Here is a 17,279-nt window from a genome sequence, read left to right on the forward strand (position 1 = left end):
TACGTCTTTTCACTATAATTATTAGTAATAAAACTTAAATTTTAATGAAAAATTTATATTGTTATTTAATAATCAAGTGATCTACTCATAGTATTACAATAAAGTTTTTATGCAACAATTTGTTATGCAAAACCGTTAAACAAAACGCCATTTTGACTAAAATTCTAAGTAAATTTAGCATACCTCGCTCCACTTCTCTTAATTAAGAGTATTTACTTAGAAAGTAGTTATTTTGTACAAATATCTTCCCGAGTACGCAAAAACTTGAGAAAATCTATCCTATCTTTACGTACATAAAGATAAGGTAAAGATTGTTAAGCTTTAGAAAGCGAGGTGAGGTTTTAATTTTTGGATTCTACAGTCTAAAATCTATGGTTAGAAAATAAAATTTTGATATTGACGGCTTTACTAACACGCTTTTTTAGTAAATAATTTTACCTATAGTAGTTCTAATCAAAGAGGAAACCCTAACGAATAATTCTAAAGAGAGAGTAACACAAAGGAGTGTTTTACCCCTAGATAGGCAACACTTCGCTGCGGAACGCTCTTGCTAGCTTGTTTAAGCGTAGGGGTACAGCTACATTCATTACATTGCAGGCGCAGAAGAAAAACTGTTCCCTGTTTCCTTCTTTAATAAAATTCTCTGTTCTTATTCTTGGTACTCTTGGCACTCACACATGGATTGGCAAACCATTAAATGTATTTTACAGTTCCAAAAACTAGTAAATCAAAAAAATATCTTACTACTAATAGCTTTTGCGCTAGGAATAGTGTTATGTATCCTGATTCCCCAAACAGAATTTTCCCAAAAATCGATTAAAATTGGCGTTCTGCATTCTCTCACTGGCACAATGGCCATTAGTGAAAAATCTGTTGTTGATGCTACCTTACTCGCTATCGAAGAAATTAACAAAAAAGGTGGTATTCTCGGCAAGAAAATTCAGCCAATTATTGTAGATGGTAAATCTGATTGGGGTACATTTGCTCAACAAGCTGAGAAACTGATTACTCAAGAAAAAGTTGTCACAGTTTTTGGTTGTTGGACTTCTGCTAGTCGCAAAACTGTTAAGCCCGTATTTGAGAAGCATAACCATCTGCTAATTTATCCTGTCCAATATGAGGGATTAGAGGAATCACCTAATATTGTCTACACTGGTGCAGCACCAAATCAGCAAATTATTCCGGCTGTAAAATGGTCTTTTGATAATTTAGGTAAACGTTTTTTCTTAGTAGGCTCCGATTATGTATTTCCTCGCACAGCTAACGCTATTATTAAAGACCAAGTAGTAGCCTTAGATGGAAAAGTCTTAGGTGAAGAATATATACTTTTGGGTAGCACTGATGTAGATAGTGTCATCAAAAAAATCTTGGAAACTCAGCCAGATATAATTTTAAACACAATTAATGGCGACAGTAATATCGCTTTCTTCAAAGCCTTAAGAAAAGTAGGAATTACACCTGATCATATTCCTACTGTTTCGTTTAGTATTGCTGAAGAAGAACTAAGATATTTATCAAAAAAAGATGTGGTAGGTGATTATGCAGTCTGGAACTACTTCCAGAGTATTGATAATATAAAAAATCATGTTTTTATCAAAAGCTTTCAAAATAAATATGGTAAAAACAGAGTCACATCGGATCCAATTGAAGCAGCTTATTTTGGAGTTTATTTATGGGCGCAAGCAGTTGAAGATGCAGGTACAGAGGATGTGAATATTATTCGGGAATATATTCAAGACCAAAGTTATAAAGCACCAGAAGGTGTTGTATATATAGACTCTAATAACCAACATACCTGGAAAACAGTCCGAGTAGGAAAAATCAAAGCAGATGGACAATTTGAAATTGTTTGGAACTCAGATAAACCAATTCGCCCTGTACCTTATCCTATTTCTCGTTCTAAAGCCGAATGGGAGATATTTTTAAACACTCTCTATACAGGCTGGAATCAAAACTGGGCAAATCCTGGTTAATAAATCTCTGAATTTGGAGATGAGGGAGTTGAACAATAAAAAAATCGTCAATAAGTTACTAGCTTGGTTTTTATTAATTGCCTTATTACCTTTAACTACAGTAACCTCTCTGCAATACTATATTGCTAGTGATGCTCAGTTCAAAGAAGTTAAAAATAATTTAATTTCTATTGCTGAGGGCAAGGCACGCTTACTAGAAAACTATCTTAGTGAAAGACAAAAAAATGCTGCAAATATTGCAAAAATTCCAAATATAATTGATGCCGCAGAACAATATCAAAAAGCTTTTAAAGCAGATGGATTAGATTCAAAATCATATAGCCAAATAGATGATGTATATCGTCAATTTATCACTAATTATTTAGAAATATTTGGTTATTCAAATATTTTTTTAGTTTCGCCTGGTGGAGATATTATTTTTTCAGTAAAACGAGTTCATGAATTTGAATCAAATTTTTACAAACAAATTTATAAAAATTCTGAAATAGCTAAAGTTTTTGATAGAGCTAAAACTTTAATGCAAGTTGAAATATCTAACTTTAGCTATTATACATCCTCCAGGGAACCTGCTGCTTTCATTGCTGCTCCCATATTTAAAAAGAAACTAATTATTGGTGTAGTAGTACTGCAATTAAACAATCAAGAGTTTAATAAAGTAGTCAATGATTATACTGGGTTAGGCAAAACTGGCGAGACAATAGTAGGTTCAATAATTGGCGATCGCATAGTTTTTACATCTGGCACTCGGCATGATCCTAAAGCAGCTTTTCAAAGATTTGTGAGCATTGATAACCAGAAATTACACCCACTCGATCAAGCTGCTCATGGTATTAAAGGAATTGGAATAACTAATGATTACCGAGATCAAAAAACTATTGCTGCTTGGAGATATCTCCCTTCCTTAAATGGAGGACTGTTAGTAAAAATGGATACAGCAGAAGTGTTTGCATCTTTGCAAACACTGAGCAATATTGTCATTTTTTTAGGAATAATTACACTTTTATTGGTCATATTTGCAGCTATTTTAGTGGCCAAATCTATTTCTAAACCTGTTGTTAAACTCACCCAAGTTGTTCATGAATTCGCTCAAGGAAATCTGAATAAACAAGCGCCAGTTCTTACCCATGACGAAATTGGTCAACTTGCAGAATCGTTTAATCGGATGGCAGCACAGTTGGAAGAATCTTTTGCAACTATCAAAATACGCGAACGAGAATTAGCTACAGCCAAAGAGCAACTAGAAACAGTTTTAGCACAAGTGCAGCAAGAAGCTCAGCAACTAGCATCTCAACTAGTGCAAAGCGAAAAGATGTCCAGTTTGGGGCAATTAGTAGCTGGTGTAGCTCACGAAATCAACAACCCAATCAACTTTATATATGCTAATCTCGCTCCTGCTGATCAACATATTCAAGATTTACTCAGACTGATACAACTTTATCAGCAAAATTATCCTCATCCAGTTATAGAAATTCAACAAGAGGCTGAAGATATTGAGGTTAATTTTTTAGTTGCAGACTTGCGTAAATTGCTAAATTCCATGAAAATTGGTGCTGAGAGAATTAAAGAAATTGTGCTGTCTTTGCGAAATTTTTCTCGCTTAGATGAGGCAGAAGTGAAAGCAGTAAATCTTGCTGAAGGCATTGATAGCACATTGATGATTTTAGAACATCGACTTAAAGCTACATCTAAACGTTCAGCAATCGAGGTCATTAAAGAATATAGCGATCTCCCACTAGTAGAGTGTTATGCTGGACAACTCAATCAAGTATTCATGAATATTCTAGCCAATGCGATTGATGCTTTAGAAGAGTCATTCGTCATTCGTCATTCGTCATTAACAAATAACTCTGAAAAAATAACTAAACTACAAATTCGTATTTACACAGAATTGACGAGAGATCAACAAGTAATTATTCGCATTGCTGATAATGGTGCTGGGATTCCAGAAGATTTACAAATGCGATTATTTGATCCCTTTTTTACTACTAAACCTGTAGGTAAAGGTACAGGTTTAGGTTTATCTATTAGTTATAAAATTATCACTGAAAAACATTGGGGAAAGTTACAGTGTCTTTCCTCTCCTAGCAAAGGTACGGAATTTGTAATTACAATTCCTTTGCATCAATATAAAAGGGAATAGGGAATACTTTTCGATTATTTCCAATTTTCTTCTGCCTAGAGTGACAAAAGAGGGTTAAGGACGGCTAAGTACTCCAACGAAGCGATCGCTTCTGATTTGGTAAATTCTCTGCTTTACGAAGCACACGCTTCGAGTCTTTACCTTGGCGAATACTTGGTAGAGGGATTTGACTTTGCTTGAGTTTGCCTTTGTCTGCACCGGGCGTTTTAGCTATGAGTTGTCCGTCTAGAAATATGTTGTCTTCTCCACAGCCGTAGCGATCGCAACATAAAATCAATTGTCCATCAGTATAATCTTTTAGGAGACCAAAGTGAATATTTAATTGACTAGTGGAATTAGGGATTTTGTTGGCATTGGGTGGTACTAAGCAAGAGGGAATGGTGGGACGGTTGACGGGATCGGGATCTATACCAACGATATCTTGCGTCCTGCCAGCGGTGAGCCTCCGACTGAGGCCATGATTGACTGATAGCCCGAACCACCTTGAACCATAACCCACATTAATTTGTGACTAATTAAGTCAGGTTTGACAGAAGATGTTTTAAATCTTTATTTTTTTTAATAGCTTTTTAGTAGCTAGTTATGTCAATATATGTCTGTTTAGTACATGACACTCATGTATCCTGTGTAAAAAAAGTTTTTATAGAGCCAAGAAAAAGCCTTACGGTAGAGTTGCCGGAAAGTGAGTCCGAATTATTGGAAAGTTATTGTTTAGAAAGACAAGAGTCTAAACAACAGTTTATGTGTTTTTTAATCCGTAGCTTGAATAATTTTAATTATTTGAATGTGAAACTAGGAGATATTTTTAAATTTTTAATTGTTGTCTAAATCAAATTTTCAACAAAACTTTATATAACTATGACTGAAACATCTCTGGGAACTATTTTAATCGTGACTGATGACGTTTCTCAAATATCAGGAGTAGATGGAGCAAAGACTGGGGGTGCTTTAGGAGAAAGCTGGGCAGATAATTTTGGAAGAACAGAAGCCTCTGGTAGTAAAGGATTGGGACTAACTGTTGCAGTTAGTACTATTGCATTAGAAACGAGAATGAAAGAGTTTATTGCAACGATTGGAAAGATATTTAGGAATGCAGAGCAGCAAGCTCTTCAAGAGAATGGAATGTATCTAGATGAAGTTGAATTATCTGTAGAAGTTAGTGCTAAAGGAGAAATAAAGTTAATAGGAACTGCTGGAATTAGTGGGGAAAACAAAGGAGCAATCAAATTTAAGTTCAAAAGAAAGATTTAAATAGTTAATTTAATTAAAGTTATGGGAAACTTTGCTATTATAATAGGGATTAATAACTACGTAAATATTAGTAAACTTAATTATGCTAAAGAAGATGCTCAAAAAATACATAATTTTTTTCTTGATGAATTACAACTTGAAAAAAATAATATAACGCTCCTGGTAAGTGATTTAAACAACGACAAATATACTCCATTTGGTTCTAATATTAAATCAGGATTGAAGAAATTAAGTGAAGGAAAGCGATTTGCAGTTGAAGATAATTTATGGTTTTTCTTCAGCGGGCATGGAACTTATTTTGAAGGATTGGATTATATAATGCCTTTAGATGGCAGTATGGACGATATTCAAGGTACAGGAGTTCAAGTTGATAAAATTACTGAATCCCTGAAAAATACAGGAGCGGGTAATATCATTATGATTTTAGATGCTTGTCGTGATGAAGGCAAGCGTTCTGGTAAAGGAATTGGTGAGCAAACAATTGCAACAGCAAGGGAAAAAGGTATAATCACGTTTTTTTCCTGTTCAGAAGGACAGTCTTCTTACGAGATAGAAAGCCTACGGGGAGGAGCTTTTACTCAAGCCCTTTTAGAAGGGATGGATCGATATGCTACTGTTGCACAATTAGATGAGTATATAAAAACGAGGGTTCCGCAAATTGGAGAAGAAAATGCAAAACCTTTACAAAATCCTCGTGTAATTGTTAATCCACCGTCAAAACGTAACTTAATTCTTATAGAAAAAAATGTTAAGGGTGATGATATTCAGACTCTAAAGAATAATGCTTATCAAACTTTATATATACATAAAGATATAGCTTCAGCAGAGGTTTTATGGGGACAAATATTAGTTTTATCTGGTGGGAGAGATAAAGATGCACTTGATGCAATAGTCGAAATTCGCAGTCGCAAGCAGAGTAATCAACCAGATTACGGGCATAGTTATTCTAATAGTAAAACTGGCTTCAGCAGAAAAAATTCATCTAATAATGTGCAAGTGAACGCGAGTAAGGGGATATTTGGGAAACGTATTAACGCTTACTTGATTGATGTGTTTTTAGTAGGTATTTTGATAAGTTTATGTACTCCTCCATTCAAAAATAATGGATCACTTTCTCCTGTTGGAGGTATAATCGCATTTGTTATCATTTGGCTTTACTTTGCTTTATTTGAATCATCTTCTCACGAAGCTACTCCAGGGAAAAAGATATTGAAAATTATTGTGAGTGATTTGCAAGGAAATAGAATTTCTTTTTTGCAGGCAACTTGGAGAATTTTAGTGAAAATCTGTTTTACTTTTTTATATATATTATTTGGACTTGGATTATTGATTGATAAATTATTTGCATCATTTCATAGAGATAATCATTCCTTATATGAAACACTGACTCGTACTGTGGTTATTAATAAAGTCCAGTAACAGAAGAATCAGGGCGTTTGTAGCGATATTTCATGAATTGGCTGGCAGATTGTGTTTACGACGTTGTTCTTCTGCAAAATCTTGAAAAGACTTGAATCTTCTTGCTTGAAAATCGTCTAACCCTTGCTGAATACTCAGAGCGGAACAATGACACAAGCTAACTTATCCCAAACTCTTGCCGTTAATATTCCATCTACATTAACACTGAGAGTCAGCCACGAGCAGTTTATTCAATTGGCACTAGCTAACCGAGATTTACAATTAGAACGAACTGCTACAGGAGAGTTGATTGTTATGCCACCGACGGGTAGTGATACAGGAAACAGAAATTTAGATATAGAAGGACAACTTTGGTTGTGGAACCGTCAAACTAAATTGGGTAAAACATTTAATTCTTCTACTGGTTTTCATCTTCCTAATGGTAGCGATCGCTCTCCTGATGCAGCATGGATACGTCAAGACAGATGGGATACTCTCAGTTTAGAACAACAAGAAACTTTTGCCCCAATTTGTCCTGATTTTGTATTAGAACTACGTTCTAAAAATGATTCTCTAGAAAAGTTATGCGCCAAAATGAGAGAATACATCGACAATGGCGCTCGTTTAGGTTGGTTAATTGACCGGAAAAATAAACAAGTAGAAGTTTATCGTCAAAATCAAGATGTGGAAGTGTTGAATAATCCTGTCAGTTTGTCTGGGAAAGATGTTCTACCCGGATTTGTGTTGGATTTAATCGAAGTTTGGTAATTGTGAATTTCCAACTCGAATTGCTCCCGTTTCGTCTTCACGCAGAGGTGGTGTCTCACACTCTAAAACAAGGCTCATTGATGAATTTTCCTGGCTCAAATACATGATGATCGTAACTTAATGCAGAGCATTATAAGTAGTTGGACAAAATTAAATTCATTCGTGGAGACAGGGAATAGGGAATAGAGAAACAATATGTCTAATTACTTACCAATTTTAGAAAAAATCAACCTATATCTGCTTCCCCTGCTCACCATGGCACTCAAACCTCATAAACGGCTCTATTTTCAGCGTGGATTTCATGCTTTATCCCTTATGAAACAAGCTGTGTAGCTGTGTTGTCACCCGTTAAGGTGATCTTGGGGAGCCACTGCGTTGTACGGGTTTCCCGGATTGAAGCAAGTGGCGTGGTTTCCCTCATGAACGACTGCTATCAACTCGCAGGTTTCCCACTGGTGACTTTGCGCTAAATCCCCATTACAAAACTTAATTACGAATTACGTTAGCGCAGCGGTAGCGACGAAGGAGCGTCATTACGAATTACGAATTATTTAAGTATATTCTCAGAGCAAATTGGTATTACGAAGTTACTTTATTACGGGAACAATAAACTTAAGTCGGTAGCGGCTAGTAAATTCAGTAATATTACTTAAATAAAAATTAAGCGTTGTAACTATAATTTTGTGAACTGGTAATGCCGAAGTTTAGATGACTCCAATCAATCTTAGAAAGCTGGTCACGCAAAAAGAGGTCTTGATCATCCTCACTCACCTGGAAAGCGAGATGGGCATTACTATCTATATCGAAGATACACAAGGTAAAGCGTTATTCGGTATCAACAGCAACCTCAAAGCCTGTAAATATCCAGTGAAGTTATTAGAAGAAGTTATTGGTTGGGTGATAGGCGATGAGAAAACAGCTAGTATCGCCTCTTTAGTTTCTTATCTGGCACAACAGCAATATGAGAAGAAAACACTGGCAAATGAGTTATTAGAAAAGTACCAAGAGATTGATTTATTTCATGATATTTCTACACAAGTTACTGCTAGCTTAGATGTCAAAGAAATTGCTCGATTGGTAATAGAAGAAGCCAGGAAATTAATTCAGTTTAGTAGTGGCTCAATCTTATTGCTAGATGACCAAGGTGATCGCCTAGAGAGTATCTGGGAATATGATCAAATTGACTTTAGGGAAGAACCTCTCAAATTAGCAGAGATAGTTAGTCAAATTCTCCCATCAAGCGAAGGTGAAATAGTCAATAATATCTGGTGCGATCGCAGATTTATTGATATTCAAACAAGGGTAAATTCTCTAATTTGTGTACCTCTAACAAATAAAAGACAAATAATTGGGGCAATCATCATTTGCAGCGAAACTCTAACTACTTACTCTACTAAAGACTTAAAAATGCTGAGCATCTTAGCATCGCAAACCGCAAGTGCTATCGAGAAAGCCATACTCTACGAACAAAGTTGTACTGCTGCAAAAGTTGCCCATGAAAAAGCACAGCAACTCCAGCGCACCCTCCATGAACTTCAGCAAACACAAACCAAATTGATTCAAAGTGAAAAAATGTCTTCACTGGGTAATCTGATTGCAGAAGTTGCCCACGACATTAACAATCCAATTAACTACGTCAACGGTAATCTTAACCATGCTCAGGAATATACACAAGAACTCCTGTACTTGATGGAACTTTATCAAAAGCACTATCCCCAGCCAGTCCCAGAAATTCAAGCCGTACTTGACGACTTAGATTTAGAGTTTCTCGTTGAAGACCTTCCCAAACTGCTATCTTCCACGCTCTCAGGTGTGGGACGTATTCGTCAACTTGCTCTATCATTACGCAACTTCTCGCGCTTAGATCAGGTGGAGATGAAGCTTGTTGATATTCATGAAGGTATTGACAGCACATTGCTGATTCTGCAAAGCCGACTGAAGCCAAACGAAAGGAACTCTGGCATCCAAGTAATTAGAGAGTATGGCAACATCCCCCTAATTAAGGGCTATGCTAACCAGCTAAATCAAGTATTTATGAATTTAATTGCAAATGCGATCGATGCTTTAGAAGAGTCATTAGCTAATTACAAAGAACAAAAAGGACAAATTCGTATTTCCACCCACATACTTGACTCCAAGTGGGTGAAAATCCAAATTGCCGATAATGGGCCAGGCATTCACGAAAGCCTGCAAAAACGATTGTTTGAGCCATTTTTCACGACTAAACCTATTGGTAAAGGTACTGGATTAGGGCTATCGATTAGCTATCAAATAATCGAAAAGCATGGGGGATTACTGCGTTGTTTGTCTCAACCTGGGCAGGGAACGACCTTCTGTATTCAAATCCCAGTAATGCAAGATATACTCACATCTACAGACACAAATATTACAATATCTAACTAAATTTATTGACGCCATAATTTTCATGATAACTAGCAAAAATATTAAAACTAACCGAGTTAATTCCGCTAAATTTCCAATTAATATTCGTCAGCGTTTGAGTTTGTTGTTTTCTGGTCTTGTAATTATCAACTTGGCTAATGTAGCTATTGCTGGATATGGTATCAATAGAATGCGTAACAGTGGGCCGCTATTAAATGCTATTGGTTTAGAGCGGATGCTGATTTACAAAATAGCTTATTTGGTAAATGTTCGCCATGATTACGACATAAATATCGACTCCCTAGACCGAATTGCTTTAAATGTCAGCATTAAAGAAGATATTCAAAATTTTGAAGAATTACTTGTTGCTATACATTCCGGTTCAGCAGAATTAAAGGTAGCTGGGGTTACGAATCCTAGTATCTTAGTTCAATTTCAAAAGATTAAAGATACATGGGTAATTTATCGAAAAAATGTAGAAAGTCATTTAATTAGTTCTCCAGAAGAAGAACATAAATCTCTAGAAAAAATAAATAATTTGACTGCTTTATTAATCAATTTGATGGACATTGCCATCAAAAGCTTAGAAACAGAAACGTTAGGGGTCGCAACTCAAAGCCAGAATTTATTGCTAATAGTATTGGCTCTCAGTTTTTTGTCAATACCCTTTGCATTATTTATGGTGTCTCAAATCATTCGTGCCCTCACTCAAGTTACCAAAACTGCTGACCAAATGGCGAGGGGAGAGTTAAATGTTCGAGCCACAGTAGCCTCAGATGATGAAATAGGCATACTTGCATCCACTCTCAATACAATGGCTGAGCAGATTGACAATTTATTGCAAGGACTCAAGGAACGCAGTTATGAATTGGAGAGTGCCCTTGTTTATTTAAGCACTATTATTGATAATCTTGCGGATGCACTCTTAGTAACAGATTCAGAATGTCGCATCACACGCTATAATCCTGCTCTAGTTAAAATGTTTGGGTTAAAAGATGTAAATTTAATTGGTCAAGACTGCCGAGTTTTGCCAAATTCTCAAGTGAGTGAGTTGGTCAAACAGTCACACGAAGAGTCAGGAGAAATCTTTGTTGCAGAACTTGAACTAGAGGGTGGACGGATTGGTCAGGCTGTGACAACGGTAATTCGAGCTAAAGAGCAAAAATCTCTCGGTGCGGTAATTTTGATTCGCGATGTTACTGCCGAAAAAGAAATAGATAGGATGAAGACCGATTTTATTTCCACCGTCTCCCACGAACTCAGAACTCCGCTAACTTCGGTGTTGGGATTTGCTTCTCTAATTAAGGAAAAGTTAGAAGAGGGGTTATTTCCACTGATTGAAACAAATGATCGCAAAGCTCAACGCACAATCAAACAGGTGGAAAATAATATTAGTATTATTGTTTCTGAGGCAGAGCGACTAACATCATTGATTAATGATGTTTTAGATGTTGCCAAGATGGAAGCTGGCAAGTTGGAATGGCATATGCAGCCTACTTCTATTGAGGAAATTATCGATCGAGCGATCGCAGCTACATCTTCTTTATTTGTAGCTAAGGGACTAGAGTTATATAAAGATATTGACCCAGAATTGCCGCAAGTAATTGCAGATGGCGATCGCTTAATTCAGGTGATCATTAATCTTATTTCTAATGCTATTAAATTTACCGATCAAGGTAGTATCACTTGTCGTGCAGAAGTTCACAAAGATAGTGAGATGCTCGTTAGTATTATCGATACTGGTATGGGTATTGCCGATGCTGATCAATCAAAAATATTCGAGAAATTTAAACAAGTAGGAGATACCCTCACAGATAAACCCAAAGGTACTGGTTTAGGGCTGCCTATTTGTAAACAGATTATAGAACACCACAGTGGTCAAATTTGGGTAGAAAGTGAACTAGGTAAGGGCAGTAAATTCTCATTTACCTTACCATTTATAGGCAGCATCTGTGAGATAGATCAACTTAATATCAATACTTTGGTAAAACACCTCAAAGAGCATGTTGTGACAACAATCTCCGATGCTAACAAGGAGTACAAAACAATTCTTGTAGTTGATGATGATGTCCATATTCGTGAGTTACTAAGACAAGAATTGGAGGCTGAAAGATATAAAGTTCGTGAAGCCAAAGATGGTATGGACGCTATTATTCAAGTAAAAGCTACCAAACCAGATCTAATTATTTTAGATGTGATGATGCCACAAATTAATGGTTTTGATGTAGCTGCTGTATTAAAGAGCAATCCTTCTACAATGGGAATACCCATCATTATCTTATCAATTATTGAAGATAAAACAAGAGGCTATAGATTAGGTATAGACCGTTATTTGACCAAGCCTATTCATAAAGAAGAGTTGCTCGAAAATATAGGCTTGTTGCTTTCACAAGAAATCTCCAATAAAAATGTTTTAGTAGTAGATAAAAACGCCTCAACTCTAAAATTGTTGACGGATGTATTGCAAGCACAAGGATATAATGTTGTGGAAGCATCTAATAGTCAGGAATGTATCGAGAAAGCACGAGCTATTAAACCCGAAATGATTATTTTAGATTCTGTATTTTCTCAGCAGGATAATCTGGTTAAAACACTCAGATTTGAAAAAGGTATGGAAAATGTGTTTTTTGTGTTGTTAGGGGAGGCCCAAAAGGAAACTCAAATTATATAGAAATCTAACTTGATGGATGAAATGGTTTGCGTGGTGCGCGAAACGCAATAGGCAGCGGGAAATCAACCTTTTTGAGGTATACAGAGTTTTTTGAGAAATTAAATAGGAGTTTTATATGAATAAAAAAGTGTTAATTGTTGATGATGAACCTAATATTTTGATTTTGATGGAACAAGCCCTTGAGAGTTTAGAAGATGAAAATGTAGAATTACTAACGGCTAAAAATGGTGAAGAAGCACTAGAAATTATTCAAACTCAAAAGCCTAATCTCGTCTTTTTGGATGTAATGATGCCAAAAATGAATGGATTAGAAGTTTGTTACACTGTGAAAAAAAAGCTAGGAATCTCAGATATTCATATCATTATACTTAGTGCTAAAGGGCAAGAGTTTGATAAACAAAAAGGTAGTGATGTAGGCGCAGATTTATATATGACTAAACCCTTCCGTCCTAGAAGTGTTTTAGAAATATCACGGGAAGTTCTTGGTTTATAAGCTATACAAATACTTTATTTGGGCTTAGTAAATCCATATTTTTCAAAGATAGAAGTAACTTGATTACTAGCAATAAATTTGATAAACTCTTTGGCTTCAGCAATATTTTGACAAGATTTAAGAACTGCAACACAAGAAATTACAGGAGTATGAGAGTTGTCTGGTGCGATCGCTATGGTTTTTACTTGATCAGATAATTTTGGTTCAGTGGCATAGGTAATACCTACATCTACACTTTTTGTTTCTACAGCCTTCAAAACTTGACGAATATCTTCCTTGGCAAATACACCTTTAGATTTGATGCGATCGTAAATATTGAAGAAATCTAAAACTTCCTTTGTATATATTCCTGCTGAAACTTTACCCGTTCCTAAAGCAACTCTTTTTACTTGATTGCTTGTCAAATCTTGGAAGCTAGAAATGGACAAGTTAGAGTCTTTGTGAACAATTAGTACAATACCATTTTTAGTTAAATCTTGACGAGTCTCTGGAACCACCAAACCTTTAGTTTGTAAGGTATCCATCTCTTTATTAATACCAGGAATGTATATATCTATAGGCACACCTTGTTCAATTTGTTCTCGCAGAAAACCTGAGCCTGCAATATTATAAGTAATTGTAACTTTTGGTTTTTTTTGTTTGTAAAATTGATCAATTTCTTGCAACACATCCCTAAAAACACCAGCCGCTGATACAGTTAATACAATCGTTTTTTCTGACTGTTTTGCACAGCTATTCAATCCTACAGATACAATCATACTTGAGCCAGCAAGGAGGATAAGTTTTCTTCTTTTCATCGTAGTGTATAGTTAGATAAATGCTACTTTTCTATAATTCCCTAAATTATCTAATTACTAACAACATCGAACTCGTAATGTATACATAAGCTCATGCGGTTTAGTTTCTAAGAAATATTCCTAGAAAGCTAGGCGATCGCTCCATTTATCTAGCATTCTGGTACTAACACCCTGAATTCGTTCCAAATCTTTTAAAGAAGTAAACTTTTGCTGTTGACGGGCAATCATAATTCGTTGGGCTAACTTTTTACCAACTCCAGACAAACTTTCTAATTCTTCCTGATTTGCAGTATTAATATTGATTTTTTGATTTGATTTAACTTCAATTGATGTAGGAGTTTTGATTTGAGGACACTGTTTTAATTCTAATTTAATTTTTTCTTGAATTTCTAATGGTAAACCAGGTTTAGCTTGAGCATAAAGACGGCTAAATTCCCGCTGATAATGGGCTGCAACCATAGGATTATCAATAACTATCAGTGTTTCATCATTATTGTTATTAGCAGCTTTCGACCAATTATGAGAACCTGTAATTACTATTTGGTTATCAATTACAGCAAATTTATGATGTAATAAATCACCTTTGGGTAAGTTAGGTATACCAACACTGGTAATAGGATTTTGCCAGGGATGATTATCAACTTCATATTTACATTTATTACTAAGAGCAACTCCCATCATATCTAAGGCTTCGCTATAAGAACGATAAGCGAATTGTGGTTCTATTAACGTTTGGATTTTCACACTTTGTTGATGACGCTTTTCTAAGATATTGGCTAGATGCTGTTCAGAAAAGACAAATAATGCCATATCAATAGATTTGGTTGCGGAATTTAAAGTTTTGCCAATTAAGCCGTTAGTAGTATTAACCCAAGGTTGAAGAGGGGATGTTGGTGAAAAATTTAGATAAATTTGGCTTGTTCCTAAAACAAGTTGTTGAGGTGAACGCATCAGTTTTTTAACACCAAATTGGCTATCTGGTTTACCTCCTGGGCCATCGCCCCACATCAGGTTAAACTCTTCTGTAAATAAAGATGCTAGTTCTGGGCTGTCAATATGCAGCAAATTATTGGTATTACCTAAACTACTATAGTTAGTAAAATCGCCATGTATATCACTAAATGTAAAATTGGCTGAAGTGATAATCACAGTGCGGCTATCTACAACTACAAATTTGTGATGCATCAAGCTGCTACCTTCAGAACCATCTGCTCGATCATCTAACCAAGGAATTTTGGCATTCTGTAAAATTATCAATGCATCTCTTTGATTAATTTCTGCTGGGCTGAGTTGATGATCTTGGTTAACATCGATGAATTTATAAAATTCGTTATACCGTTCTTTTTCCCTTTTATCTAATTTATTTACTTCTTCAGATGAAAAGCTACTCCAAGGTTTGCTATAGGTATTTTCTAAAATTAGCCTGACTTTAACACCAGCTTTCTGTTTATCAACTAGTGCTTGAGCAACTCTGGGTAAACGCAATTCTTGCACAGCCACATCTACTGTAGATTTTGCCTGAGAAATAGTGTCAATAATCTGTTTTTCTAAATCATCCCCAAAACGAGTTTGCTGACGATCAGGTTCTTGATATTCTGATGACTCGGAATGGTTAAAATAAACTTGAATTAAAGGATCTTGTGGCAAAGGTGTTAAACGGCGATTGTTTGATTGACCTCTTTGACAAGCAGCAAGTGGAAATATCAGCAAAAAGATATATAAAAAATATCTTTGTCTAGAGAAAAGTTGCACTGTAATCTGCTAAAAGTGAATTGGGAGTGAATATATTTATCATTCCCAAAATTTTGAGCCTCAGTTAAGTAAAGAAATAACTGTCCAAACAAAGGAAAAATCTACCTACACACACTAAATTATCTAGATTTTGTCACTATTTGCTTATTTAAGTGTCTATGCTGGCAAAATTAATAACTTGTGATTAGTGTGTTTTCCCTCTCATTGGTTATATGCAAATATATTTAGATTACAGTGCTACTACTCCCACTCGTCCAGAAGCGATCGCCACAATGCAAGCAGTTCTCACGCAACAGTGGGGCAATCCTTCTAGCTTGCATGAATGGGGACAACGCGCAGCATTAGTTATCGAACAAGCCAGAGTGCAAGTTGCTGGATTAATTAATGCCAACTATCCAGAATCGATCATTTTTACTTCTGGTGGTACCGAAGCAGATAACCTGGCGATTATGGGTGTTGTTAGAACCTACTCTGCTCCTGGGCATATAATTATTTCCAGCGTTGAGCATTCAGCAATTTCTGAACCAGTGCGATGGATAGAGATGTGGGGTTGGCAAGTCACGCGCTTATGTGTGGATGCTAAAGGTAGAGTCAATCCACTAGATTTAAAAGCCGCATTGCGCCCTAACACTGTTTTGGTTTCGGTAATTTATGGCCAAAGTGAAGTTGGGACAGTGCAACCAATAGAGGAACTTAGTCAGATTGCGCGCTCGCATGGGGTTTTATTCCACACTGATGCAGTGCAAGCTGCGGGACGTTTGCCAATCGACGTGCAAAAGCTACCAGTTGATTTATTGAGTCTTTCTAGCCATAAACTATATGGCCCCCAAGGTGCTGGGGCGTTATATGTGCGTTCTGGTGTAGAATTAATGCCTCTGGTAGGTGGCGGTGGACAAGAGGGAGGATGGCGTTCTGGTACCCAAGCAGTACCCGTAATTGCTGGGTTTGGTATCGCTGCGGCACTAGCAGCGCAAGAACTACCAAAAGAAACACCCAGATTAATTAAATTACGCGATCGCACTTTCGCTCAATTAGCCAAGATTCCTGGTTTAATCATCACTGGCGATCCCTACCATCGCCTACCGCATCATATCAGTGTCTGTTTAGAACACGCCGATGGAGAAAAACTCAGCGGTAAAACCTTAGTAAGGCAATTAAACCTGGCTGGCATCGGCATTAGTGCAGGTGCTGCCTGCCACAGTGGAAAACTCAGCCCCAGCCCCATATTATTAGCAATGGGTTATTCCAACAAAGCAGCCTTGGGTGGAATTCGCATCACACTAGGGCGTGATACCACCGAAGCTGACTTAGATTGGACTGTCATGGTGTTGAAGCAGATTTTAGCTACGGTGTACACACAAATGAGCTAATACCCAAATCTCGTTTCGTAAGGTGTGTTGTTGCCAAGCGCCGCACCATCAGAGATTTGCGGTGCGTTAGGACTAGCGCCCATAACACACCCTACCAAAGTCAAATCTGTTATGTGTAATCAGATTTTTCCGATTTGTATGTACACCAAAACGAACCACAGAGGGAGAAATGAGGAATAGAGAGGGGTGCTACGTTAGTTCTGTGGATATTTTTTTATTTGGAAGTCCCTAATCAATAGACCTCTTGCAAAAGTCGGATACTCGCCAGAAAATAAATTTTCTGG

12 protein-coding genes are annotated in these 17,279 nt (G+C 36.4%); 9 read left to right on the forward strand and 3 right to left on the reverse strand.

The window, feature by feature from the left end; translation table 11 throughout:
- Positions 1–677 precede the first annotated feature (677 nt).
- Complete coding sequence (urtA, locus tag AC5JMF_RS32535) at positions 678–1,973, forward strand: urea ABC transporter substrate-binding protein (protein WP_495799835.1); 1,296 nt, start codon at positions 678–680, stop codon at positions 1,971–1,973.
- Positions 1,974–1,992: 19 nt separating this feature from the next.
- Positions 1,993–4,113, forward strand: a complete 2,121-nt coding sequence (locus tag AC5JMF_RS32540; RefSeq protein WP_495799836.1) for a sensor histidine kinase — start codon at positions 1,993–1,995, stop codon at positions 4,111–4,113.
- Positions 4,114–4,177: 64 nt separating this feature from the next.
- On the opposite strand, the gene AC5JMF_RS32545 is transcribed toward AC5JMF_RS32540, so the two are convergent.
- Positions 4,178–4,612, reverse strand: coding sequence for a hypothetical protein (locus tag AC5JMF_RS32545; protein ID WP_495799837.1), 435 nt, complete (start codon positions 4,610–4,612; stop codon positions 4,178–4,180).
- A 359-nt stretch (positions 4,613–4,971) separates the two neighbouring features.
- Between AC5JMF_RS32545 and AC5JMF_RS32550 the strand changes: the two genes are divergently transcribed.
- The 6 genes from AC5JMF_RS32550 (at position 4,972) to AC5JMF_RS32575 (ending at position 13,076) form a co-directional block, all read left to right on the forward strand.
- Entirely contained in the window at positions 4,972–5,364 is a 393-nt protein-coding gene (locus tag AC5JMF_RS32550) for a Pepco domain-containing protein (protein ID WP_495799838.1), read from the forward strand.
- A gap of 21 nt (positions 5,365–5,385) precedes the next feature.
- The gene (locus AC5JMF_RS32555) at positions 5,386–6,783 is read left to right on the forward strand and encodes a caspase family protein (protein WP_495799839.1); all 1,398 of its coding nucleotides are present in this window, start codon (positions 5,386–5,388) and stop codon (positions 6,781–6,783) included.
- Positions 6,784–6,930: 147 nt separating this feature from the next.
- The gene (locus AC5JMF_RS32560) at positions 6,931–7,530 is read left to right on the forward strand and encodes a Uma2 family endonuclease (RefSeq protein ID WP_495799840.1); all 600 of its coding nucleotides are present in this window, start codon (positions 6,931–6,933) and stop codon (positions 7,528–7,530) included.
- A gap of 708 nt (positions 7,531–8,238) precedes the next feature.
- On the forward strand, positions 8,239–9,933 hold the full coding sequence (locus AC5JMF_RS32565; RefSeq protein WP_495799841.1) for an ATP-binding protein: 1,695 nt from the start codon (positions 8,239–8,241) through the stop codon (positions 9,931–9,933).
- A 22-nt stretch (positions 9,934–9,955) separates the two neighbouring features.
- A complete protein-coding gene (locus tag AC5JMF_RS32570; protein ID WP_495799842.1) occupies positions 9,956–12,583 on the forward strand; it encodes a response regulator in 2,628 nt (875 codons plus the stop codon).
- Between the two features lie 115 nt (positions 12,584–12,698).
- Positions 12,699–13,076 carry a response regulator transcription factor gene (locus AC5JMF_RS32575; RefSeq protein ID WP_495799843.1) on the forward strand — a complete coding sequence of 126 codons (378 nt, stop codon included), beginning with the start codon at positions 12,699–12,701 and terminating at the stop codon, positions 13,074–13,076.
- A 14-nt stretch (positions 13,077–13,090) separates the two neighbouring features.
- On the opposite strand, the gene modA is transcribed toward AC5JMF_RS32575, so the two are convergent.
- Both modA and AC5JMF_RS32585 read right to left on the reverse strand, forming a co-directional pair.
- Complete coding sequence (modA, locus tag AC5JMF_RS32580) at positions 13,091–13,873, reverse strand: molybdate ABC transporter substrate-binding protein (protein WP_495799844.1); 783 nt, start codon at positions 13,871–13,873, stop codon at positions 13,091–13,093.
- Positions 13,874–13,993: 120 nt separating this feature from the next.
- The gene (locus AC5JMF_RS32585; RefSeq protein ID WP_495799845.1) at positions 13,994–15,625 is read right to left on the reverse strand and encodes a DUF655 domain-containing protein; all 1,632 of its coding nucleotides are present in this window, start codon (positions 15,623–15,625) and stop codon (positions 13,994–13,996) included.
- A gap of 212 nt (positions 15,626–15,837) precedes the next feature.
- On the opposite strand from AC5JMF_RS32585, the gene AC5JMF_RS32590 reads away from it, so the two are divergent.
- A complete protein-coding gene (locus AC5JMF_RS32590; RefSeq protein WP_495799846.1) occupies positions 15,838–16,995 on the forward strand; it encodes a cysteine desulfurase family protein in 1,158 nt (385 codons plus the stop codon).
- Positions 16,996–17,279: the final 284 nt, after the last annotated feature.

Source organism: Desmonostoc vinosum (assembly GCF_059505385.1).